This window comes from Herbaspirillum frisingense, from assembly GCF_047325095.1.
GTDB classification, from domain to species: domain Bacteria; phylum Pseudomonadota; class Gammaproteobacteria; order Burkholderiales; family Burkholderiaceae_D; genus Herbaspirillum; species Herbaspirillum frisingense.
In genome coordinates this window covers 3,695,584-3,716,643 of record NZ_CP168558.1, presented here as the reverse complement: position 1 = coordinate 3,716,643, position 21,060 = coordinate 3,695,584, and the positions used below count along the sequence as shown (strand labels likewise).

General features: G+C 63.2%; 21 protein-coding genes. 16 read left to right on the top strand and 5 right to left on the bottom strand.

What is annotated here, in order from left to right:
* Positions 1-68 precede the first annotated feature (68 nt).
* The 3 genes from pncB (at position 69) to ACEOAC_RS17155 (ending at position 3,860) form a co-directional block, all read left to right on the top strand.
* Positions 69-1,244 carry a nicotinate phosphoribosyltransferase gene (pncB, locus tag ACEOAC_RS17165; protein WP_006465388.1) on the top strand — a complete coding sequence of 392 codons (1,176 nt, stop codon included), beginning with the start codon at positions 69-71 and terminating at the stop codon, positions 1,242-1,244.
* A gap of 160 nt (positions 1,245-1,404) precedes the next feature.
* A complete protein-coding gene (locus ACEOAC_RS17160; RefSeq protein WP_413444611.1) occupies positions 1,405-2,808 on the top strand; it encodes a sodium:proton antiporter in 1,404 nt (467 codons plus the stop codon).
* Between the two features lie 71 nt (positions 2,809-2,879).
* Positions 2,880-3,860: a 2-hydroxyacid dehydrogenase gene (locus ACEOAC_RS17155; protein WP_413444612.1), complete on the top strand. Its 981-nt coding sequence runs from the start codon at positions 2,880-2,882 to the stop codon at positions 3,858-3,860.
* Positions 3,861-3,984: 124 nt separating this feature from the next.
* Here ACEOAC_RS17155 and ACEOAC_RS17150 read toward each other — a convergent pair whose 3' ends face one another.
* Both ACEOAC_RS17150 and ACEOAC_RS17145 read right to left on the bottom strand, forming a co-directional pair.
* Complete coding sequence (locus tag ACEOAC_RS17150; protein ID WP_034340818.1) at positions 3,985-4,242, bottom strand: acyl-CoA-binding protein; 258 nt, start codon at positions 4,240-4,242, stop codon at positions 3,985-3,987.
* 20 nt (positions 4,243-4,262) lie between these two features.
* Entirely contained in the window at positions 4,263-4,619 is a 357-nt protein-coding gene (locus ACEOAC_RS17145) for an FKBP-type peptidyl-prolyl cis-trans isomerase (RefSeq protein ID WP_006465622.1), read from the bottom strand.
* Positions 4,620-4,931: 312 nt separating this feature from the next.
* Here ACEOAC_RS17145 and ACEOAC_RS17140 point away from each other — a divergent pair, with 312 nt between their 5' ends.
* The 5 genes from ACEOAC_RS17140 to ACEOAC_RS17120 all read left to right on the top strand — a co-directional run bounded on the left by ACEOAC_RS17140 (position 4,932) and on the right by ACEOAC_RS17120 (position 9,659).
* Positions 4,932-5,915 (top strand): beta-propeller fold lactonase family protein, encoded by a 984-nt coding sequence (locus ACEOAC_RS17140; RefSeq protein ID WP_077235080.1) that lies wholly within the window; start codon positions 4,932-4,934, stop codon positions 5,913-5,915.
* 22 nt (positions 5,916-5,937) lie between these two features.
* Complete coding sequence (locus ACEOAC_RS17135; protein ID WP_413444613.1) at positions 5,938-6,759, top strand: polysaccharide deacetylase family protein; 822 nt, start codon at positions 5,938-5,940, stop codon at positions 6,757-6,759.
* A gap of 107 nt (positions 6,760-6,866) precedes the next feature.
* Positions 6,867-7,853: a sterol desaturase family protein gene (locus ACEOAC_RS17130; protein WP_039877229.1), complete on the top strand. Its 987-nt coding sequence runs from the start codon at positions 6,867-6,869 to the stop codon at positions 7,851-7,853.
* Positions 7,853-8,698 carry an EI24 domain-containing protein gene (locus tag ACEOAC_RS17125; protein ID WP_102661483.1) on the top strand — a complete coding sequence of 282 codons (846 nt, stop codon included), beginning with the start codon at positions 7,853-7,855 and terminating at the stop codon, positions 8,696-8,698. Before ACEOAC_RS17130 ends, ACEOAC_RS17125 begins: the two co-directional genes overlap by 1 nt.
* Positions 8,699-8,852: 154 nt before the next feature.
* The gene (locus tag ACEOAC_RS17120) at positions 8,853-9,659 is read left to right on the top strand and encodes a competence/damage-inducible protein A (RefSeq protein WP_413444614.1); all 807 of its coding nucleotides are present in this window, start codon (positions 8,853-8,855) and stop codon (positions 9,657-9,659) included.
* Between the two features lie 88 nt (positions 9,660-9,747).
* Here ACEOAC_RS17120 and ACEOAC_RS17115 read toward each other — a convergent pair whose 3' ends face one another.
* Positions 9,748-10,311: a phasin family protein gene (locus tag ACEOAC_RS17115; protein ID WP_077235090.1), complete on the bottom strand. Its 564-nt coding sequence runs from the start codon at positions 10,309-10,311 to the stop codon at positions 9,748-9,750.
* A gap of 435 nt (positions 10,312-10,746) precedes the next feature.
* Between ACEOAC_RS17115 and ACEOAC_RS17110 the strand changes: the two genes are divergently transcribed.
* Both ACEOAC_RS17110 and ACEOAC_RS17105 read left to right on the top strand, forming a co-directional pair.
* The gene (locus ACEOAC_RS17110; protein WP_413628915.1) at positions 10,747-11,595 is read left to right on the top strand and encodes a histone deacetylase; all 849 of its coding nucleotides are present in this window, start codon (positions 10,747-10,749) and stop codon (positions 11,593-11,595) included.
* A 59-nt stretch (positions 11,596-11,654) separates the two neighbouring features.
* Entirely contained in the window at positions 11,655-12,554 is a 900-nt protein-coding gene (locus tag ACEOAC_RS17105) for a DMT family transporter (RefSeq protein WP_006465632.1), read from the top strand.
* Positions 12,555-12,557: 3 nt separating this feature from the next.
* Here ACEOAC_RS17105 and ACEOAC_RS17100 read toward each other — a convergent pair whose 3' ends face one another.
* Positions 12,558-13,364, bottom strand: a complete 807-nt coding sequence (locus ACEOAC_RS17100) for a helix-turn-helix transcriptional regulator (RefSeq protein WP_413628472.1) — start codon at positions 13,362-13,364, stop codon at positions 12,558-12,560.
* A 156-nt stretch (positions 13,365-13,520) separates the two neighbouring features.
* Between ACEOAC_RS17100 and ACEOAC_RS17095 the strand changes: the two genes are divergently transcribed.
* Both ACEOAC_RS17095 and pbpG read left to right on the top strand, forming a co-directional pair.
* Entirely contained in the window at positions 13,521-14,282 is a 762-nt protein-coding gene (locus ACEOAC_RS17095; protein ID WP_006465634.1) for a class I SAM-dependent methyltransferase, read from the top strand.
* A 426-nt stretch (positions 14,283-14,708) separates the two neighbouring features.
* The gene (gene pbpG / locus ACEOAC_RS17090) at positions 14,709-15,812 is read left to right on the top strand and encodes a D-alanyl-D-alanine endopeptidase (RefSeq protein ID WP_413445150.1); all 1,104 of its coding nucleotides are present in this window, start codon (positions 14,709-14,711) and stop codon (positions 15,810-15,812) included.
* 99 nt (positions 15,813-15,911) lie between these two features.
* On the opposite strand, the gene ACEOAC_RS17085 is transcribed toward pbpG, so the two are convergent.
* Complete coding sequence (locus ACEOAC_RS17085) at positions 15,912-16,697, bottom strand: IclR family transcriptional regulator (RefSeq protein WP_006464484.1); 786 nt, start codon at positions 16,695-16,697, stop codon at positions 15,912-15,914.
* 344 nt (positions 16,698-17,041) lie between these two features.
* On the opposite strand from ACEOAC_RS17085, the gene ACEOAC_RS17080 reads away from it, so the two are divergent.
* The 4 genes from ACEOAC_RS17080 to ssuD all read left to right on the top strand — a co-directional run bounded on the left by ACEOAC_RS17080 (position 17,042) and on the right by ssuD (position 21,053).
* Positions 17,042-18,055 (top strand): sulfate ABC transporter substrate-binding protein, encoded by a 1,014-nt coding sequence (locus tag ACEOAC_RS17080; RefSeq protein WP_102661492.1) that lies wholly within the window; start codon positions 17,042-17,044, stop codon positions 18,053-18,055.
* A gap of 73 nt (positions 18,056-18,128) precedes the next feature.
* The gene (gene ssuE, locus ACEOAC_RS17075; protein ID WP_413445151.1) at positions 18,129-18,725 is read left to right on the top strand and encodes an NADPH-dependent FMN reductase; all 597 of its coding nucleotides are present in this window, start codon (positions 18,129-18,131) and stop codon (positions 18,723-18,725) included.
* A 143-nt stretch (positions 18,726-18,868) separates the two neighbouring features.
* Positions 18,869-19,852, top strand: a complete 984-nt coding sequence (locus tag ACEOAC_RS17070; RefSeq protein WP_413445152.1) for a sulfonate ABC transporter substrate-binding protein — start codon at positions 18,869-18,871, stop codon at positions 19,850-19,852.
* A 34-nt stretch (positions 19,853-19,886) separates the two neighbouring features.
* Positions 19,887-21,053, top strand: a complete 1,167-nt coding sequence (gene ssuD, locus ACEOAC_RS17065; RefSeq protein ID WP_413628471.1) for an FMNH2-dependent alkanesulfonate monooxygenase — start codon at positions 19,887-19,889, stop codon at positions 21,051-21,053.
* Positions 21,054-21,060 lie beyond the last annotated feature (7 nt).

The following is a 21,060-nucleotide window of genomic DNA, read 5'->3' as shown; positions in this document are numbered from 1 at the left end:
CCGGGGCGACCCGCCATGCACGTGGACCATCAACATGGCAGCATGCGGGGCATCCGCATCCGGACTTCATGATCATCACTTCCTTACTCGACACCGACCTGTACAAATTCACGATGATGCAGGTGGTGCTGCATCACTTCCCCGGCGCCCAAGTCGAATATCGCTTCAAATGCCGCAACGAGCACATCGATCTGACCCCCTACGTCGAGGAAATCCGCGCCGAGATCGCCGCCCTGTGCCGCTTGCGCTTCAAGGAAGACGAACTGAACTACCTGCGCGGCCTGCGCTTCATCAAGAGTGACTTCGTCGACTTCCTCGACCTGTTCCACCTGAACGAAAAGTACATCACCGTCCAGCCCGACCCGGCCGGCAACGGCGAGATCGAGATCAGCGTCAAGGGCCCCTGGCTGCACACCATCATGTTCGAAGTGCCGGTGCTGGCCATCGTCAATGAAGTCTATTTCCGCGCCACCCAGCGCACACCCGACCTGGAAGAGGGCAGGGCGCGCCTGCGCCGGAAGATGTCGGTCATCACCGACGACGCCGAACTGGCCGGCTGCAAGATCGCCGACTACGGCACCCGCCGCCGCTTCTCGCGCAGCTGGCATGCCGAAGTCATCGACGAGATGAAGCAGCACATGGGCGAGCACTTCGCCGGCACCTCCAACGTGATGTACGCCATGCAGCACGACTTGACGCCCCTGGGCACCATGGCCCACGAATACCTGCAGGCCTGCCAGGCCCTCGGTCCGCGCCTGCGCGATTCACAGACCTTCGCTTTTGAGATGTGGGCGCGTGAATATCGCGGAGACCTGGGTATTACGCTCTCCGACGTCTATGGCATGGACGCCTTCCTGCGCGACTATGACATGTACTTCTGCAAGCTCTTCGACGGTGCGCGCCACGACTCGGGCGACCCCTTCGAATGGGGCGAGCGCCTGATCCAGCATTACCGCGACAATCGCGTCGATCCCTCCAGCAAGGTGCTGGTGTTCTCCGACAGCCTTGACTTCGACAAGGTGCGCGCCCTGTATCTGCGCTTCAAGGACCGCGCCAAGGTCGCCTTCGGTGTGGGCACCAACCTGACCAACGACCTGGGCTATACGCCCCTGCAGGTGGTCATGAAGATGGTGCGCTGCAACGGCCAGCCGGTGGCGAAGCTCTCCGACACCCCGTCCAAGAACATGTGCGATGACCCGGCTTATGTGAACTATCTGCGCCAGGTGTTCCAGATCAAGGCCTGACCGGGTTTGCGCGGCACAGAGCGGATTTGATCAATAGCTGAAAGTTTTTTCACTGGCCGGTTTTCGCGCGCCGGCGGCAAGCCGGCTGCTATAGTGTGGCTCCCCGTCGTCGGCTGTCATGGTGGCGGGTTTTTCTTCACTGCCATCTTGAGGACGACACTTGCCGCTCAACGCCATCCTCCTTGCCCTGTCGGGTTTGACGCTCCCTCTGTCGGCTCAGGCCGCCGATCTTGACGGCGCCGGCCTGTCGCTGGTCTGGGCCCTCCCATTTGCCGGCGTATTGCTTTCCATCGCCGTGCTGCCACTGCTGGCCCCGTCGCTATGGCATCACCATTTCGGCAAGATCGCCGGCGCCTGGGCGCTGGCTTTGCTGCTGCCGCTGGCTGCCACGCAGGGCCTGCACGCAGCGCTGGCCATCAGCGTGCATGCGCTGGTGGCGGAATATCTTCCCTTCATCATCCTGCTGACCGCCCTCTTCACGGTGGCCGGTGGCATCTGCGTGCGCGGCAACCTGCATGGGACGCCGGCCTTGAATACCGGGCTGCTGGCGCTGGGCACCCTGCTGGCCAGCATCATGGGTACCACTGGCGCGGCCATGCTGCTGATCCGCCCACTGATCCGCGCCAACGACGACCGCAAGCACTCGGTGCATGTGGTGGTGTTCTTCATCTTCCTGGTGGCCAATGCCGGTGGTTCGCTCACGCCGCTGGGGGATCCGCCGCTGTTCCTGGGCTTTTTGAAGGGGGTGGACTTCTTCTGGACCGCACGCCACCTGCTGGCGCCGATGGCCTTCCTGTGCGGCGCGCTGCTGCTGATCTTCTACCTGCTGGACCGGCACTTCTACCTCAACCGCGAAGAGCGCCGCCCGCTCGACCCCACGCCAGACTCGTCGCTGCAGCTGGAAGGCAGTGTCAACTTCCTGCTGCTGGCAGTGGTGGTCGGGCTGGTGCTCATGAGCGGCCTGTGGAAGCCCGGCGTGGCCACCGAGTTGATGGGGGCGCCGCTGGAATGGCAGAACCTGCTGCGCGATGGCGCCTTGCTGCTGGTGATCCTGCTGTCGCTGTGGCTGACCCCCGGCAGCGCCCGTGCCGGCAATGAGTTCGGCTGGGGGCCGATGCTGGAGGTGGGCAAGCTCTTCGCCGCCATCTTCCTCACCATCGCCCCGGTCATCGCCATGCTGCGCGCGGGCGAGCAGGGCGCATTTGCCACCGTGGTGCGCGCCGTGACCGGCCCCGACGGCCGGCCTGACGATGTGATGTATTTCTGGATGACCGGCCTGCTGTCTTCCTTCCTCGACAATGCACCGACCTACCTGGTCTTCTTCAACACCGCATCGGGTGATGCCCGGGAACTGATGGGGCCGCTGGCCTCGACCCTGGCGGCCATTTCTGCCGGTGCCGTCTTCATGGGGGCCAACAGCTATATCGGCAATGCACCCAACATGATGGTCAAGGCCATCGCCGAGGAGCGCGGCATCCGCATGCCCAGTTTCTTCGGCTACATGGCGTGGTCAGTGGGCATCCTGGTGCCGCTGTTCATCGTCATGAGTTTCCTGTTCTTCTAATCATCCGAATTCCTGAATTACTGTTCACCCAAGCGCATCCAACGAGACATTTCGAGACACTACGAGACCCCATGAAACCAAAGATCTTCGTCGCCCGCGCCGTCTTCCCTGAAGTATTGGCGCGCCTGGAGCAGCACTTCGAGGTCGAGTCCAACCAGGACGACCGCATCTACACTGCCGATGAACTGCAGGCCAAGGCCCAGGGCAAGGCCGGCCTCTTCACCACCCCCAGCGAACCGGTCACGGCGGCGCTGTTCGCCGCCAATCCCCAGCTCAAGGCGGTCTGCAACATGGCCGTGGGCTACAACAACATCGACGTGGCCGCCGCTACCCGCGCCGGCGTGATGGCCACCAATACGCCCGACGTGCTCAACGAGACCACCGCCGACTTCGGCTGGGCGCTGATGATGGCGGCGGCCCGTCGCATCACCGAATCGGAGCACTTCCTGCGTGCCGGCCAGTGGAAGAAGTGGAGCTACGACAGCTTCGTCGGCCCCGACATCCATGGCGCCACCCTGGGCATCATCGGCATGGGCCGCATCGGCCAGGCCATCGCCCGCCGCTCGCTGGGCTTCGACATGCAGGTGCTGTACCACAACCGCTCGCGCCTGGCGCCGGAGCAGGAGGCGCGTGCCAACCACGCGCGCTACGTCAGCAAGGAAGATCTGCTCCGGCAGGCCGACCACGTGGTGCTGGTGCTGCCCTATTCGAAAGACACCCACCACACCATCGGCGCCGCCGAGCTGGCGCTGATGAAGCCGACCGCCACCCTGACCAATATCGCCCGTGGCGGCATCGTCGATGATGCCGCCCTGATCGCGGCCCTGCGCGAAGGCCGCATCGCTGCGGCCGGCGTGGACGTGTTCGAGAACGAGCCGGCCTTCAAGCCCGAATTCCTTGACCTCAGCAATGTGGTGCTCACTCCCCACATCGCCAGCGCCTCCACCCCCACGCGCCTGGCCATGGCCAATTGCGCCGCCGGCAACCTGATTGCCGCCTTGTCCGGCCAGCGTCCGCCCAATCTGCTCAACCCGGACGTGGTCAAGGGCTGATCCAGCCACATTGCGGCAAAACAAAACGACAAAACAAAATGGGCGCACCCGATCAGGGGTGCGCCCATTTTTTTGCGCTTTCGCTTCCGGTATGCGGCAACAGCTAACGGCTGCCGCACCCGCATCAACCCTTCAGTTCATTGAAGATATCGATGTATTCCTGCTGCGCTTCGGCTTGCGGCTTGCCCTTGAGCGCGGCCCAGGCGTCGAACTTGGCGCGGGCCACGAAATCGGTCATGCCGGGGCGCTCACCCTGCACGTCGCCGTTGCTGCCCTGCTTGTAGAGACCATACATCTTCAGCAGGGTCATGTTGTCGGGACGCTCGGGCAGGCTCTTGGATTCGGCCACGGCCGCTTCGAACTGTTCTTGCAGGGTGCTCATGTCTCTCTCCTCCAGCGGGCTCAGACGCCCAGCAGTTCGACTTCGAAGATCAGGGTGGCATTGGGCGGAATCACGCCGCCAGCGCCGCGTGCGCCATAACCCAGGCCGGCCGGGATGATCAGCTTGCGGGTGCCACCGACCTTCATGCCTTGCACGCCTTCGTCCCAGCCCTTGATCACATGGCCTGCGCCCAGCGGGAAGGCGAACGGGTCATTGCGGTCCTTGCTGGAATCGAACTTGCTGCCGGCGCTGCCGTCTGCATTCTGCAGCCAGCCGGTGTAATGCACGGTGACATGGCTGCCGGCCTTGGCTTCGTCGCCCGAGCCTACGGTGATTTCTTCATATTGCAGCCCGGAAGCTGTGGTGATCGTGGACATCTTGTTCCTTTCGGTGAGGGGATGGGGTGTGCGCGGCCTGGCTGTTCATGTTGGGTGGTGCGGAACTGATGGATAGTGCCCGCAGGCAATTTCCCCACTGTCCATGTCCACCTGCGCGTCGCCGCATGGCGACAGGCTTGCAGGCCGCTCCGGCAGCGGCATGCGACCGGAACGGCAGGCAGTGTAAACCAAAAATTGAAATTTTTTCATATTGCGTCAGTGGGCTGTCAGCGGGATGCCTCTGGCATGCGTTAAGAACCCAGGACGTGCTCCGTGCACGATGAGATCAGGCATTTTTGTGTAAAGTTCGTCATGTTGCGTCGATTCAGCCAACTTTTATCCCTTTCCCTCCGCGCAGCATGTGTGTCGGCCGTTCTCGCGGTGTCCGCCCATGCCAATGTGGTGGTGGTACTCAACTCCGGCGACGCCTCAGTGTCGCTGCTGGACCAGAGCGGTGAGAAGGAGCTCTCCACCTTCTCGGTCGGCAAGGAACCACACCACCTGATGGCCACCCCGGACAACAAGTCCCTCATCGTAGCCAGCGCCACCGGCAACCAGCTGCTGTTCCTGGACCCCAAGACCGGTGCCGTGCAGCGCAAGATCCGCGACATCATCGACCCCTACCAGATCGGCTTCACCCCCGACCAGAAGTGGTTTGTGGCCACCGGCCTGCGCCTGGACCGGGTCGATGTCTACAGCTATGACGGCCAGGACCTGAAGCTGTCCAAGCGCATCCCGCTGGCCAAGACGCCCAGCCACATCGCCTTCGACAACGACAGCACCATCGCCTTCATCACCCAGCAGGGCAGCGACCAGATCAGCGCCATCGACCTGGCTACCCAGCAGGTCAAGTGGACCATGCCGGTGGGCAAGCTGCCGGCCGGCATCGTCATGACCCCGGACAACAAGTACCTGCTGGTGGGCATCATGGGTTCGGACTATGTCGAGGTGATCGACTGGCGCACCCAGAAGATGGTCAAGAAGATCAAGACCGGCGTCGGCGCCCACAACTTCCGTGGCCAGGGTGACAAACGCTTCATCTATGTCTCCAACCGCGTGGCCAATACCATCAGCATCGTCGACATGACCACACTGGAAAACGTCGGCACCATCAAGGTCCCTGGCGGCCCGGACTGCATGGAAGTTACCGCCGACGGCAAGACCATGTGGGCGACGTTGCGCTGGAGCAAGAAGGTCGCGGTGATCGACCTGGCCAGCCGCACGGTGACCAAGGTGATCCCGGTGGGCCGTTCGCCGCACGGCATCTACCTGTACAACCGGGCGCCCGATATCTGATCCTGCCGATGACCGCTCCACGATGACGCTGTCCCTCTCGAACCAGACCCTGCGCGGCCTGTGCCTGTTCGCCATCCTGGCGGCCGGCCAGGCCGTTGCGCAATCCGCCGCACCCGAGGCGGCCGCCTGCAAGGGGCACATCTACCTCACCTTCGATACCGGCAGCCAGTCCCAGGCCGAACTGATCGAACAGACCCTGCTGCGCCACCATATCAAGGCCACCTTCTTCCTTGCCAACGAGAAGACCATCCACGGAGACTACTCCCTGGATCCGGCCTGGGCGCCGCTGTGGAAGCGGCTGGTGGCCGAGGGCCATGCCTTTGGTACCCATACCTTCGACCATGTCTACGTGGTCCGCGACCTGCCGGACGGCAAGGTCGAGGTGCGGCCGCAATTCGGCGCGCAGGCCGGCAAGAAGCTGCAATGGACCCCGGCCCAGTATTGCCAGGAGATGCAGCGCGTGGACCAGCGCTTCCAGCAACTGACCGGGCACAAGCTCGACCCGCTGTGGCGCGCCCCCGGCGGGCGCCTCACGCACAACCTGCTCAAGGCCGGGCAGGCCTGCGGCTACGCCCATGTGGCCTGGGCGCCGGCCGGTTTTTCCGGTGACGAACTGCCCAGCGACAAATTCCCCAACGAGTTGTTGCTGAAAAAGGCGCTCGATGGCCTCAAGGATGGTGATATCTTCCTGGCCCATATGGGCATCTGGTCGCGCCAGGACCCCTGGGCGCCGGCCGTGCTGGAACCCTTGATCAGCGGGCTGGAGCAGAAGGGATACTGCTTTGCCACCCTGCGCGAACATCCGGCCTACCGCCACCTGTTTGGTGCCGGCAAGGAACACTGAACGCCGCTGCCAGTCGAACCGGCGCCGAGGGCAGGGGAGCCCGGCGCACCGTCGGCCCGCAGCCCGTTCACAGCGGCATACCGTCATACCGATTCAAGCTATCCATGATCATCCAGACCATTTCCGACCTCTTTGCCACCGTCCAGGGCTGGCTTTTCGAGACCCTGATACAGCCGCTGGTGTTCTTCACCGGCATGGGCGAATTCGTCGAGGAAGCCTTCACCGGCACCGAATTCGTCCTGGTGGGCCTGTGCGAACTGGTGATCCTGTTCCTCATCCTGCGCCCGCTGGAGGCCGCCATCCCGGTCCATCCCATCACCGACCCGCGCGCGCGCTGGAATGATTTCATCTACACCGTCCTGCAGCGGCTGGGCATCATCCCCATCATCGCCTTCCTGCTGCTCGATCCGTCCCTGTCCTACCTGTCCGAGGCCTTGCACCTGGAAGGCTGGGGGACCTTCAACCTGGATCAGATCTGGCCCGGCGTGACCGACCGTGCCCTGGTCAGTTTCCTGCTCTACATGGTGGTGCTGGACCTGTGCGAATACGTCTACCACTGGGCGCAGCACAATGTGCGCTGGATGTGGGCCCTGCACAGCCTGCACCATAGCCAGCAGAACATGAACCTGTGGAGCGACGACCGCAACCACATGCTCGACAACCTGGTGCACGACATGATCTTCGGTCTCATCGCCGTGCTGATCGGCGTGGAGCCCTCGCAATACATCCTGCTGGTCTCGCTCTCGCGCATGCTGCAAAGCCTGCAGCACGCCAATGTGCGCATCCATTTCGGCCGCATCGGCGAATACCTGCTGGTCTCGCCGCGCTTTCACCGCACCCATCACGCCATCGGCCTGGGCCATGAAAGCCGGGGCCGCAATTCGCTGGGCGGGCACAACTTCGCCGTGCTGTTCCCGATCTGGGATGTGATCTTCCGTACCGCCCATTTCAGCCAGGGCTTCGCCATGACCGGCGTGCGCGACCAGCTGCCGGCACCGGCCGGTCGTGGTCGCGACTATGGCCGCGGCTTCTGGATGCAGCAATGGCTGGGCATCAAGCGCCTGGTTGAATTCACCCGCAGGAAGCCACGCTGATGCGAATTTTCCTGGCCTCCTTCGGTCGCGCCCTGCTGGCGCAGCTGCATATCCGCATGCTGTGGCTGACCGTGCTGCCTTTCCTGGTGTCCCTGGCGCTGTGGGCGGTCTGTCTGTGGCTGGGCCTGCAACCCATCATCGACTGGCTGCAGGCCTATTTCGTGACCAACAGCATGTTCGGGGAAATCGGCAGCATGCTGGCCTGGTTCGGCATGGCGACCCTGAAGACGGTGCTGGTGCCGCTCCTGGCGATGTGGACGCTACTGCCGCTGATGATCCTCACGGCACTGGTCTTCGTCGGCCTGTTCACGATTCCGGCCATTTCCCGTCACATCGGTGCGCGCCACTATCCCATGCTCTCCAAGCGCCATGGCGGCAGCGTCGCCGGCAGTCTGTGGACCTCGCTGTGGTGCTTTGCCGTCTTCACCATCCTGTGGCTGGCCACGATCTGGGTATTCCTGATCCCGCCGCTGGCCTTCGTGATCCATTCGCTGCTGTGGGGCTGGCTGACCTATCGCGTCATGGCCTACGACACCCTGGCCGACTACGCCAGCACCGAGGAGCGGCATGCCGTGCTGCGCCTGCATCGCTGGCCGCTGCTGGCGGTGGGTACCATTGCCGGCGCACTGGGTGCGGCGCCCACCCTGCTGTGGCTGGGTGGGGTGCTGTCGGTGGTCTTCCTGCCCGTGCTGGCCGGGGTGGCGATCTGGCTGTATGTGCTGGTGTTCGTCTTTACCGCGCTGTGGTTCCAGTTCTATTGCCTGGAAGCGCTGCTGCGCTACCGCAGCGGCCAGCCACCGGATGGCCCGGTAGACGGCGCGGTCATCGATGTGGCACCGCGTTGAAGTCTCGTTGAGCCGCGTTGAAGCCGCGTTGAAGCCTGATTGACGCCGGGTGCTGGTACAAGGTGGGCGGCGGGGCAGGGCACGGCCCGCCACGGCGCTGCCGAATGGGGCATAATCGCCGCCATCTTTCTTCAATTTTCTGGCGGGTAGACGCATGGCATTCGGACTCATCATCATCGGCGACGAAATCCTCTCGGGACGCCGTATCGACAAGCATTTCCCCAAGGTCTTGGAACTGCTCGGCCAGCGCGGCCTGCAGTTGTCCTGGGCGGAATATCTGGGCGACGACCCCGACCGCATCACCGCCACCCTGAAGCGCACACTGGCCACCAAGGACGTGGTGTTCTGCACCGGCGGCATCGGCGCTACCCCGGACGACCACACCCGCCAGTGCGCGGCGGCTGCGCTGGGCGTGCCGGTGGTGCTGCATCCCCAGGCCAAGGAAAAGATCCAGGAGCGCATCGCCGACATGGCCCGCGAATCTGGTGCCACGCCCGACTTCGACGCACCCGAGAACCAGCACCGCCTGAAGATGGGCGAGTTCCCGCAGGGCGCCTCCATCATCCCCAATCCCTATAACAAGATTCCCGGCTTTTCCCTGCCCAATACCAGCGGCGAAGGCGCCCATTACTTCGCGCCTGGCTTCCCCGTGATGGCCTGGCCGATGTTCGAGTGGGTGCTGGAAAACCACTACGCCGACCAGTTCCACCGCCATGCCTGGGCCGAACGTTCGATGCTGGTGTACGAGGCGATGGAATCGACCCTGACCCCGCTGATGGAAGCCATCGAGGCGCAATTCCCGCTGGTGAAGGTGTTCAGCCTGCCGCACGTGGGCGACCAGCAGACGCGCCGCCATATCGACCTGGGCGTCAAGGGTGACCCCACCCAGGTGGAACCGGCCTTCGAGAAGATGCAGGAAGGCCTGCGCGCCCTGCGTGCCGAGTTCCAGATCAGCGCCTGAAACGCGCAACGCCAGACGCAAAAAGGCCCCGGTCCAGCCGGGGCCTTTCAGCAATCGGCGCGAGCGCCGGATTGTTGATTACTTTTGATTACTTCTTGGCAGCGCGGGTCACCTTGGCGCCAGCCTGGGACATCTGGTCCACGGCGTTGCTGACATTGGCTTCCAGCACTTCAGCGGCCTGCTTGGCGTTCTTGGTGAACTGTTCGTAGCCGGCGCTCATGTTGCCGATGGCCGACTTGAACATCGAGATCGCCTGTTCCGAACCGGCCGGGGCGTTCTTGGCCGCTTCGTCGATCATGGCCACCACCTTGCGGTTGACTTCGGCGATCTGCGCTTCGGCAGCCTTGGTCAGTTCCGACTGGGTGCTGGAGAAGATGCCGCTCAGGTGACGGCCGTAGGCGACCGACTTTTCCAGCGTCGGCTGGGCATGTGCGCTGGAGAGGGTGAAGAATTCCTGCGGGTCTTTGGCAGCGAACAGCTTCTGGGCCGCAGCCTGGCTTTCTTCGAGCGAGGACTTGGCGGCCTTCAGGTTCAGGTCCACCAGCTTTTCCATGCCTTCAAAGGTCTTGCTCGCCAGCTGGCTGAAGAGCGCGATCTGGGCTTCGGCATTGGCTTTGGCAGCAGCAGAAAATTGCTCGGTGTAGTTCGTCATGTTGAAACATCCTTCTCGGTGATAGGTTGATGAACAATGCTGCGACAGTGATTGCTTACGGACCAATCTGAAGGGAAAGGTGGATCTCCGCTGAAATTTCTTATTTGAATATGATGCATTGCACAAGGCGGATTCTAGTTTAATCGTGCATAAAGTCAAACGTTTCATCGCGTGAGAACTGCGAAAAGTGTTTCAAAATTGATCCACGTCTAATCAAGGACTTACGTGATTTTTGAAAAGGAATTCGATTCTTTTTCTCCTTGCTGTCGAGCTAATGAAATTACGTTATCAATGCGCTGCGCGCAATCGTTTGCGCCGCATCGCAAAACGCTTATTGCAATGCGGAAACCCGTATCAACAGGAAGGAATTTTTTCTTGAAGGCCTTTTACAGCGACCATTTCGTGCTGCCCCTGCCACCGGGCCACCGCTTCCCCATGATCAAGTACCGCATGATCCGCGAAGGGGCGGCCAGCCTGCAGCCGGCCATCGATTTCCAGGAAGCTCAAGCCGCCAGCGATGGCGAGCTGGCGCTGGCGCACCATCCCGACTACATCGGTCGCGCCAGCCGTGGCGAACTGAACGCAGCCGAGCAGCGCGAGATCGGTTTCCCGTGGTCACCGCAGATGGTGGAGCGCTCGCGCCGCTCTTCCGGGGCCACCATCGCCGCCTGTCGCGCCGCCTTCGCAGACGGGGTGGCGGTCAACCTGGCCGGCGGCACCCACCATGCCTATGCCGACCACGGCGCCGGTTTCTGCGTCTTCAACGATGCCGCCATCGCCGCGCGCCTGATGCAGGCCGAACGCCGCGCCGCCCGGGTCGCCATCGTCGACCTGGACGTGCACCAGGGTAACGGCACCGCTTCCATCCTGGCGCGGGATGATTCGGTGTTCACCTTGTCCCTGCACGGAGAGAACAATTACCCCTTCGAAAAGGAACAGAGCGATCTCGACGTCGCCCTGCCCGATGGCATCGGTGACGCCGACTATCTGGCTACCCTGCAGGGTGCACTGGCAACGCTGCAGCAGCGCTTCGCCCCGCAGTTGCTGATCTACCTGGCCGGCGCCGATCCGCACGAGGGCGACCGCCTGGGCAAGATGAAACTGAGCATGGCTGGGCTCGCGGCCCGTGACGAGACCGTGTTCGCCTATGCCCGCGAGCACAAAATTCCGGTTGCGGTTACGATGGCGGGCGGCTACGGCAGAGATATCGAACAAACCGTCGCCGTCCACCTGCAAACGATAAGACTCGCCGGCCTCCACGCTGCCCGCTGGAGCGCACGGTGAAATGACCCGGGCCTCTTCGCGCATGAGCATGTCGCATGCGGCCCGCCCACGGAAAAGAAATGATGCAATCCACCCCCGGCGCCAGCCGGTCGCGCCAGCTCCTGATGAGCCTGGTGCCCCTGTTGTTCGTATTGATCTGGAGCACCGGCTTCATCGTCGCCAAGTTTGGCCTGCCGTATGCGCCGCCGCTGACCTTCCTGCTGTTGCGCTTCACTGGCGTGCTGATCGTGCTGCTGCCGCTGGTGCTGCTGTTTCGCGCCCCCTGGCCGCACGGCCGCATCCGCCACGTGGCCGTGGCTGGCGTATTGCTGCAGGCCGGCTACCTGGCCGGCGTCTGGTGCGCCATCAAGATCGGCATGCCGGCTGGCCTGTCGGCCCTGATCGTCGGCCTGCAACCCATCCTGACCGCCTTCGCCGCGCCCTTGCTGGGTGAATCGGTGCGTGGCCGGCAATGGGTGGGACTGGCGCTGGGCCTGTGCGGGGTAGGGCTGGTGGTGGCCAACAAGATTTCGCTGATCGGCCTGTCCACTGCCAGCATCGGACTGTGCCTGTTTGCCTTGTTGTGCATCACGATCGGTACCTTGTACCAGAAGCGCTACTGCGCCCACTTTGACCTGCGCACCGGCACCGTGATCCAGTTCGCCGCCTCCATCGTGGTGGTGCTGCCCTTTGCCGTGGCCGTGGAAGGTCTGGACTGGCATCTGGGCAACGTCCACTGGACGCCGCAATTCATCGCGGCGCTGCTGTGGTCGGTGCTGGCCCTGTCGATCGGCGCCATCTTTCTGCTGTTTGCACTGATCCGCCGCAGCGCCGCCACCAGCGTCACCAGCCTGCTCTATCTCACGCCACCGACCACGGCCGTGATGGCCTGGCTGATGTTCGGCGAAGCCTTCAGCCTGATCGGTGCGCTGGGCATGCTGGTGGGTGTGATCGGCGTGGCCTTCGTGGTCCGTAAATGAAGCTCAGCCGGGCGCGGGCGCGTCCGGCATCAGCGTCACCAGTTTCAGGTCCGGCCGGTTGGCCACGCGGAAGTTGACCTGGCGATAGCGCAGTTCCCCCGATTGCGGATGCTGGAAGCGGCGCTCGCCGCCTTCGCGCTCCACCACATCCTGCAAGTGCCAGGCCCGCTTGAAGAGCGGACTGGCGGCTGACAACTCCTCCACCAGCGCCAGCAGATCCGGATCGTCCAGCAGGCTGGCACTGTCGGCCCGGAACTCCGCCACCAGCCGGCGCGCGCGCTGCTCCCAGTCGATCGTCAAGGCCTGCGCCGCCGCGCGGGCGAACATGAAGCGCAGCAGATTGGGCGCCGCCTCCCCTTGATCCAGCCACCCCACGAAGAGCTTGCACGCCGCCGGGTTCCAGGCCACGGCATTCCAGTAGCGGTCCAGCAGATAGGCCGGCGCGCGGAAGTTGCCGACCACGTCCAGGATTTCCGGCGCAATCACCGCCACCGCCTGTTGCTCCGGCAGCGCCGGATCCTTCTTGCCGGCCAGTTCGAACAAGTAGGCCCGCTTGGCGCGCGGCAGGTGCAGCGCGTCTGCGATGCGCGCCAGCGCCTGCGGCGAGACCGAGTCGGTGCGCCCCTGTTCGATCCAGGTGTACCAGGTCACGCTGATGCCGCACAACTGCGCCACCTCTTCTCGGCGCAAGCCCGGCGTGCGACGCCGGCCATGGGCCAGGTGTGGCAGGCCGGCTTGCGAGGGGGCAGTCTGTTCGCGCTGGGATTTGAGGAAGGCCCCCAGGGCGCGGCGGGCAAGATCGGGTTCCATGCAGAAAGAGGAGGGTGGTGGTCGGGGTAATAGTATAAATGCTGAACTTGTAACAGGATAAGGATTCGCTAGACTGGCTGCTCATCCACGGGCAAATGCAACCCGCCTTTGCCTGCTTTGTATTCTTGTTCACTTATTTCGCCCAGGAGCCCCGCCATGCGCAGCCATCAGCAAGTCGTCACCGAACAGTTCGGCAGTACCGCCGCCGCCTATCTCACTAGCGCGGTGCACGCCCAGGGGGCTGATCTGCAGGAACTGGCCGCCATCGCCGCTACCATTCCCGGCGCCCGCGTGCTCGATCTGGGGTGCGGCGGCGGACACGCCAGCTTTGCCGTGGCGCCGGTGGTGGAAAAAGTGATTGCCTACGACATCGCTGCCGAAATGCTGGACGTGGTCGCCAGCGCCGCCCGCGAGCGTGGCCTGGACAACCTGGCCGTGCGCCAGGGCAGCGCCGACCGGCTGGAGTTTCCCGATGCCAGCTTCGACCTGGTCTGTACCCGCTTTTCGGTGCACCACTGGCGCAATCTGCCGCAGGCGCTCGCTGAAGTGTTCCGGGTACTCAAACCGGGCGGACGCTTCATCGTCATCGATACCGCCGCACCGGCCGATGTGCTGGCCGATACCTACGTCCAGGCCATTGAGTTGCTGCGCGATACTTCACATGTCCGCAATATCAGCCTGAACTCCTGGCGCAAGCTGTTGCAGGCCGCCGGTTTTGCCATCGACAGTGACAAGACCTGGAAGCTGCGCCTGGAATTCGACAGCTGGGTGGCCCGCATGCGCACCCCGCAAGACAACATCACGGCCATCCGCGCACTGTGGAAGGCCGCACCGGAAGAGGTGAAACAGTATTTCGCGCTGGACCAGGCCTGTTCCTTCTCCATTGACGTCGCCATGCTGGACGCCCGCAAGCCCTGAGCTGCAGGTCTTTTGCCGTGCCGGCCGCAAGACGCATTGCGCCGTCAACGGCCTCCCCCGACTACCCGTTAGTGTTTCATTCCAGATGCCGCCAAAGTGAATTAAAAAGCGCGAAAACGAGCATCTGGGGCCGGTATTGCCTTCTGTTATCGTTTTCAGGAACTGAACGGAAAGCTTAGACTGGTATCATGTCGCTTCGTTGGCGTGGATCTTGCTCAAAAATAAATCGAATAAAATCGAGCAAGATTGTCAGGAAATGTCAGAAAAATTGGCCGAAACAGGGGATGCTTCGGCCGGCCGCAAGATAGAAAGCCGTTTAAATAAATGCGCTAACGTCTTAATTCTCTTGCGAAAATCCTGCTTTTTGCTACACTGCCAACGTTTCTCTTGTGTACTATCAGGGTAAATTCGGGGGGAGATCCACCTATGTTCAAAACAGCGCTGGCCATTTTCACATCGCTACTTTTCGTCCACGCTGGTTTGGCTCCTGCCGCAGCCCAGACGGTCAACAACGCCGCCAAGAAGGCCCCGGCCAAGAAGGTGGTCGCCAAGCGACCCGCCACAGCCGTCAGTCGCACGGTCGCCAAGGGCTCGCTGAACAACCGCGAAAAGCTGGTGCGCAAGGTCAGCGTGGTCAAGGGCAAGCGCCACATCAGCTATCAGCGCGTCTCGGCCGCCCCCTCGGTGCCGGTGGTGCCACCGGTCATGACCGCCGGCGACCTGGCCGGCCTGAACCTCACGCCAGATCCCTTGGCCCTGCGCTCCAATGTGGCCCTGGTGATCGACCAGGCCAGCTCGCAGGTCCTGTTTGAAAAAAATTCCTCGGTGGCCCTGCCCATCGCCTCGGTCACCAAGCTGATGACCGCACTGGTGGTGGTGGAAGCACACCTGAACATGGAAGAGACCCTGACCGTCACCGATGACGACGTCGACCGCGAAAAGCACAGCAGCTCGCGCCTGCGCGTGGGTGCTACGCTGAGCCGCGACGACATGCTGCACATCGCCCTGATGAGTTCCGAGAACCGTGCCGCCTCGGCGCTGGGCCGCAATTACCCGGGCGGTCTGCCGGCCTTCGTGGCGGCCATGAATGCCAAGGCCCGCTCGCTGGGCATGACCGATACCCGCTATGTCGATTCGACCGGCCTGTCCAGCCAGAACGTGGCCAGCGCCCGCGACCTGGCCAAGCTGGTGGTGGCGGCCTATAACTACCCCATCATCCGCCAGTACTCCACCGACCCCAAGTACATGGTCGAACCCAGCGGCCACGCCATGCAGTACAACAGCTCCAACCGCCTGACCTCCAACAAGGAATGGGACATCGGCCTGCAAAAGACCGGCTTCATCAACGAAGCCGGCCATTGTCTGGTGATGTACACGCGTATCGAAGGTCGTCCCATCGTCATGGTGTTCCTGGATTCCAAGGGCCGCCTGTCGCACGTGGGCGATGCCGCCCGCATGCGCAAGTGGCTGGTGGAAGACCAGCCGAACAACCTGACCCGCGTGAAGATGGTCAGGGCCGACGAGGGTTGATCGTCGCAGCAAGCTTGCGGCAGCAACAAAAAAGCGAACCGGATGGTTCGCTTTTTTGTTGGTCGATCTGATTGAAGGTGAACAGGCCTAGCCCTCGCTTCAATCCCGGTCCCGGCGATATCCCAGCGCCGACGAAATCTGGTTGGCCGTGCTGACCAGGTCATCCACCCATTCCTCCTGCAGCCGGTCGGCCGGGGCCGAGATCGACAGGCCGGCCACCAGCTTGCCGCTGTCGTCGCAGATGCCGGCGGCCATGCAGCGCACGCCCAGTTCCAGCTCCTCGTTGTCGCGGGCATAGCCGAGGGCGCGCACCATGGAGAGCTCGCGCTCCAGCTTGGTCAGATCGGTGATGGAGTTCTTGTTATGCCCCGCCAGCCCGGTCCGGGTGGCATAGGCGCGCACGTTCTTGGGGTCATCCACCGAGAGAAAGAGCTTGCCGGTGGAGGTCAGGTGCAGCGGCGCACGGCCGCCGATGGCGCGCACCACCTGCATGCCGGAGCGTTCGGAAAAGGAACGGTCGATATAGACGATTTCATCGGCCTGCCGCACCGACAGGTTGATGGTCTGGTGGGTCTTGCGATGCAGGGCGCGCATGAAGTCCAGCGCCGCCTCGCGCACCGACAACCGGCTCTTGACGATATTGCCCAGCTCCAGCAGGCGCATGCCCAGGCGGTAGGTGCCCGGTTCCACGCGGTCCACGAAACGCTTGACCACCAGATCGTTGAGGATGCGGTGCGCGGTCGACGGGTGCAGGTCGGTCGCCGCCGACAATTCCTTTAGGCTCACCGGGTCCGGGTAATCGGCCAGCGCATCGAGCAGCGACACCATGCGCTCGATGACCTGGATGGAAATGTGTTCTGTCTCGCCTGCAGCTTCTTTTTTCATGGCGCAGCCTGGTGCGTTGCAATATGAGGGTTATACCACAATGTGAAAAGAACAAAAAGTTCGACCGTGCTTTTTTGATCCGCATCAACGGCATATCAAGGTTGTCGGCCGCCTCCGGACGCGCCGTGCGGCGGGGCAGGGCGCCCCTGCGGATTGCCGAACGCCCGTTTCCTCTTTCCTGGCTCTCCCTGACGTTTGGTTATAAAGACGGGCCGCCTTATTCCGGCGGCTTGCGCTTGCATATCTGTTTTCCGCATATCGAGAGAAGAAAGTATTCGTTCTTTTCAGGCAGCAGGCTCATTAACCTGTGTGCTCCAAAACAACTAACACTTTCGGGAACGGACATGCTGAAGAACGTCATCAAATCGGTCGTCGCCACCCTGGTGCTGGCGCAAGCCGCCCACGTCGCACAGGCGGCCGATCTCTCGCTGCTCAACGTCTCTTACGACCCGACGCGAGAACTCTACGCCGACTATAACAAGGCCTTTTCCAAGTACTGGAAGGAAAAGGCCGGTGACAACGTCACTATCAAGGCTTCCCACGGTGGCTCCGGCAAGCAGGGCCGTTCCGTCATCGACGGCATCGATGCCGACGTGGTGACCCTGGCCCTGGCCTACGACATCGACGAAATCTCGGAAAAGGCCAAGCTGCTGCCGGCCGACTGGCAAAAGCGCTTGCCGCACAACAGCTCGCCCTATACCTCCACCATCGTGTTCCTGGTGCGCAAGGGCAATCCCAAGGGCATCAAGGACTGGGGCGACCTGATCAAGCCGGGCGTGTCCGTCATCACTCCCAACCCCAAGACCTCGGGCGGTGCGCGCTGGAATTACCTGGCCGCCTGGGCCTATGCCAAGCAGAAGGGCGGTAGCGACGACGCAGCCCGCGACTACATCGCCAAGCTCTTCAAGAACGTGCCGGTGCTGGATTCCGGTGCCCGTGGCGCCACCATCACCTTCGTCGAACGCGGCATCGGCGATGTCCTGCTGGCCTGGGAAAACGAGGCCCTGATCTCCCTGAAGGAATGGGGCCCGGACAAGTTCGACATCGTCGCGCCGTCGATCTCCATCCTGACCGAACCGCCGGTGGCCGTGGTGGACAAGGTGGTGGACCGTCGCGGTACCCGCAAGGTGGCCGAGGAATACCTCAAGCACCTGTATTCGGAGGAAGGCCAGGAAATCATCGCCAAGAACTACTACCGTCCCATCGATCCCAAGATCGCCGCCAAGTACGCAGCGCAGTTCCCCAAGCTGAACCTGGTGACCATCGACAAGGACTTCGGCGGCTGGCAAAAGGCCCAGAAGACCCACTTCGCCGATGGCGGTACCTTCGACCAGCTCTACGCACCCAACAAAAAGTGATCTGAAACCTGGCAGGGCGCCGGCCGCGCCGGCTTCCTGCCGCTTCCTCCCGCTCAACGCTCAAGCATAAGACATGACCATCCTGCTCCTGGCCGGCAGCCCTTCGGCGCCTTCCCGCTCCACCCGTCTGCTGCACCACGTCGGCGACAAGCTGGCCCAGCTCGGCCACCGCCATGCCCGTCTGGAGGTGCGCGACCTGCCGGGCCAGGCCATCCTGCGCGCCGACTGGAACAATGCGGAGATCAAGGCTGCCCTGTCCACAGTGGAGGAAGCTTCGGCCGTGGTGGTCGCCACCCCGGTCTACAAGGCGGCCTACAGCGGCATCCTCAAGGCCTTCCTCGACCTGCTGCCGCAGTTCGGCCTGACCAACAAGCTGGTGCTGCCGCTGGGCACCGGTGGCAGTCAGTCGCACATGCTGGCGCTGGACTACGCCTTGCGACCGGTGCTGTCCTCGCTCAATCCCAAGCATGTCCTGCCCAGCATCTACGCCACCGAGGCCCAGGTGACCTGGAGCGAAGAGCAGGGTCTGGTGCTGGATACGCCCATTGCCACCCGCGTCGATGAAGGCGTGGCACAGTTGTCGGCCAGCCTGTTGGCCCTGCACAAGGCAGCGCCGGAAGAGTTCCGCGAAATACCGTTCTCGCAATTGCAGTACAGCGTCTCCTACTGATGCATGCCGACGCTGACTGACATCCCGTATTGAAACCGGCCGGAGTGATCCGGCCTATCTTGAACGTCTGAACCTTGAACGTCTGAAAAATCATCGGCCGGTGCAGCCGAAGGCCCTCTGCACGCCCAAATCTGGAGAAAAACGTGTCCGCCAACAAGAACAAGATTGTCCATTCCTCCCGTCGTCGCACGCTGGTCGGCCTGTCGGCCCTGGCGCTGGCGACCGCAACCCTTGCCCTGGGCGCCGCCGCGGTGCAGGCCCAGGAAGCCAAGGTCCTGCGCATCGGCTACCAGAAGGCAGCCAATACCCTGGTCTTGCTCAAGGCCCACGGTACGCTGGAAAAGCGCCTGCAGCCGCTGGGCGTGGAAGTGAAATGGGCCGAGTTCGCGGCCGGTCCGCAATTGCTGGAAGCGCTCAATGTCGGCTCGGTCGATTTCGGCTACGTCGGTGAAGCCCCGCCCGTTTTTGCCCAGGCTGCCGGCGCCGACTTCGTCTATACCGCCTACGAAATCCCGACGCCGGATGCCGAAGGCCTGCTGGTGCAAAAGAATTCACCGATCAAGAGCGTGGCTGAACTGAAGGGTAAGAAGATCGCCTTCAACAAGGGGTCCGACGTGCACTGGCTGGTGGTGGCCCTGCTCAAGAAGGCCGGCCTGCAATACAGCGACATCCAGCCGGTCTACCTGGCGCCGGCCGATGCCCGCGCCGCCTTCGAACGCGGTGCCGTCGATGCCTGGGCGATCTGGGACCCGTTCCAGGCGGCCGCCGAAAAGCAGGTCGGTGCGCGGCGTCTGGCCAGCGGCGTGGGCGCGGTCAGCCATCACCAGTTCTTCCTGAGCGCGCGTCCTTTCGCGGCGAAGAATCCGCAGGTGCAGAAGGTCCTGCTGGAAGAGATCACCCGCGAAGGTGCGTGGGTGCGCACCCATACCGGCGACGCTGCGGCCCAGCTGGCGCCCATCCAGGGCCTGAATGCCGACATCATCGAAACCGGCTTGAAGCGCTACGCCCACGTCTACAAGCCGGTCGACGCCCAGGTGCTGGCCGAGCAGCAGAAGATCGCCGATGCCTTCTATGAACTGAAGCTGATCCCCAAACAACTCAAGGTCAGCGATGCCGTCCTCAAATGATGTCCACCCGGTTGCCGCAGCACAGGAGTCAAACATGAACGTTTTCTGGTTTATCCCCACCCATGGCGACAGCCGCTACCTCGGTACCACCGAAGGCGCGCGCCCGGTCAGTCATGACTACATGAAGCAGGTCGCTGTGGCCGCCGACACGCTGGGCTACGACGGCGTGCTGCTGCCCACCGGCCGTTCCTGCGAAGACGCCTGGGTGGCCGCCGCCAGCCTGATCGACGCCACCCGCCGCCTGAAATTCCTGGTGGCGGTGCGCCCCGGCCTGACCGCGCCGACGCTGTCGGCACGCATGGCCGCCACCTTCGACCGTCTCTCCAATGGCCGCCTGCTGATCAACGTCGTCACTGGCGGCGACCCGGTCGAGCAGGAGAGCGATGGCATTTTCGGCAGCCATGCCGAGCGTTACGAGATTTCCGACGAGTTCCTCAAGATCTGGCGCGAGGTGCTGGCCAAGACCCATACCGGCGAAGAGACCCATTTCGAGGGCAAGCACCTGCGCGTCAAGGGCGCCAAGGCGCTCTATCCGCCCCTGCAGAAACCCTATCCGCCGCTGTACTTCGGCGGTTCCTCGGACGAGGCCATCGACCTGGCCGCCGAGCAGGTGGACGTCTACCTGACCTGGGGCGAACCACCGGCTGCCGTGGCCGAGAAGATCGCCCGCGTGCGCGAACGCGCCGCCCGCGCCGGTCGCACCCTGCGTTTCGGCATCCGCCTGCACGTGATCGTGCGCGAGACCAATGAAGCCGCCTGGCGCGCCGCCGATGAACTGATCAGCCGCCTGGACGACGAGACCATCGCCAAGGCCCAGGCCAATTTCGCCCGCATGGATTCGGAAGGGCAGCGTCGCATGGCGGCCCTGCACGGCGGCCGACGCGACAAGCTGGAAGTGAGCCCCAACCTGTGGGCTGGGGTCGGCCTGGTGCGCGGCGGTGCCGGTACCGCGCTGGTGGGCGATGGCCCCACGGTCGCCGAACGTCTCAAGGAATATGCAGCGCTGGGCATCGACACCTTCATCCTCTCGGGTTACCCGCACCTGGAAGAATCGTATCGCTTCGCCGAGCTGGTCTTCCCGCTGTTGCCACGTGCGCAGCGCGAGACCCTGCCGGGATTCAACCTGACCGGCCCCTTCGGCGAGATCGTCGGCAACACCGAGCTTCCCAAGGCCGCGCCGGTGCGCGTGTCGGCCAGCTGAGGCAGGC

Excerpts from the sequence above, each read along its gene's own strand:
- pncB (WP_006465388.1), top strand. The coding sequence starts at position 69 with ATGATCATCACTTCCTTACTCGACACCGACCTGTACAAATTCACGATG.
- ACEOAC_RS17155 (WP_413444612.1), top strand. The coding sequence starts at position 2,880 with ATGAAACCAAAGATCTTCGTCGCCCGCGCCGTCTTCCCTGAAGTATTG.
- ACEOAC_RS17150 (WP_034340818.1), bottom strand. The coding sequence starts at position 4,242 with ATGAGCACCCTGCAAGAACAGTTCGAAGCGGCCGTGGCCGAATCCAAG.
- ACEOAC_RS17145 (WP_006465622.1), bottom strand. The coding sequence starts at position 4,619 with ATGTCCACGATCACCACAGCTTCCGGGCTGCAATATGAAGAAATCACC.
- ACEOAC_RS17140 (WP_077235080.1), top strand. The coding sequence starts at position 4,932 with ATGTTGCGTCGATTCAGCCAACTTTTATCCCTTTCCCTCCGCGCAGCA.
- ACEOAC_RS17135 (WP_413444613.1), top strand. The coding sequence starts at position 5,938 with ATGACGCTGTCCCTCTCGAACCAGACCCTGCGCGGCCTGTGCCTGTTC.
- ACEOAC_RS17125 (WP_102661483.1), top strand. The coding sequence starts at position 7,853 with ATGCGAATTTTCCTGGCCTCCTTCGGTCGCGCCCTGCTGGCGCAGCTG.
- ACEOAC_RS17120 (WP_413444614.1), top strand. The coding sequence starts at position 8,853 with ATGGCATTCGGACTCATCATCATCGGCGACGAAATCCTCTCGGGACGC.
- ACEOAC_RS17115 (WP_077235090.1), bottom strand. The coding sequence starts at position 10,311 with ATGACGAACTACACCGAGCAATTTTCTGCTGCTGCCAAAGCCAATGCC.
- ACEOAC_RS17110 (WP_413628915.1), top strand. The coding sequence starts at position 10,747 with ATGATCAAGTACCGCATGATCCGCGAAGGGGCGGCCAGCCTGCAGCCG.
- ACEOAC_RS17105 (WP_006465632.1), top strand. The coding sequence starts at position 11,655 with ATGATGCAATCCACCCCCGGCGCCAGCCGGTCGCGCCAGCTCCTGATG.
- ACEOAC_RS17100 (WP_413628472.1), bottom strand. The coding sequence starts at position 13,364 with ATGGAACCCGATCTTGCCCGCCGCGCCCTGGGGGCCTTCCTCAAATCC.
- ACEOAC_RS17095 (WP_006465634.1), top strand. The coding sequence starts at position 13,521 with ATGCGCAGCCATCAGCAAGTCGTCACCGAACAGTTCGGCAGTACCGCC.
- pbpG (WP_413445150.1), top strand. The coding sequence starts at position 14,709 with ATGTTCAAAACAGCGCTGGCCATTTTCACATCGCTACTTTTCGTCCAC.
- ACEOAC_RS17085 (WP_006464484.1), bottom strand. The coding sequence starts at position 16,697 with ATGAAAAAAGAAGCTGCAGGCGAGACAGAACACATTTCCATCCAGGTC.
- ACEOAC_RS17080 (WP_102661492.1), top strand. The coding sequence starts at position 17,042 with ATGCTGAAGAACGTCATCAAATCGGTCGTCGCCACCCTGGTGCTGGCG.
- ssuE (WP_413445151.1), top strand. The coding sequence starts at position 18,129 with ATGACCATCCTGCTCCTGGCCGGCAGCCCTTCGGCGCCTTCCCGCTCC.
- ssuD (WP_413628471.1), top strand. The coding sequence starts at position 19,887 with ATGAACGTTTTCTGGTTTATCCCCACCCATGGCGACAGCCGCTACCTC.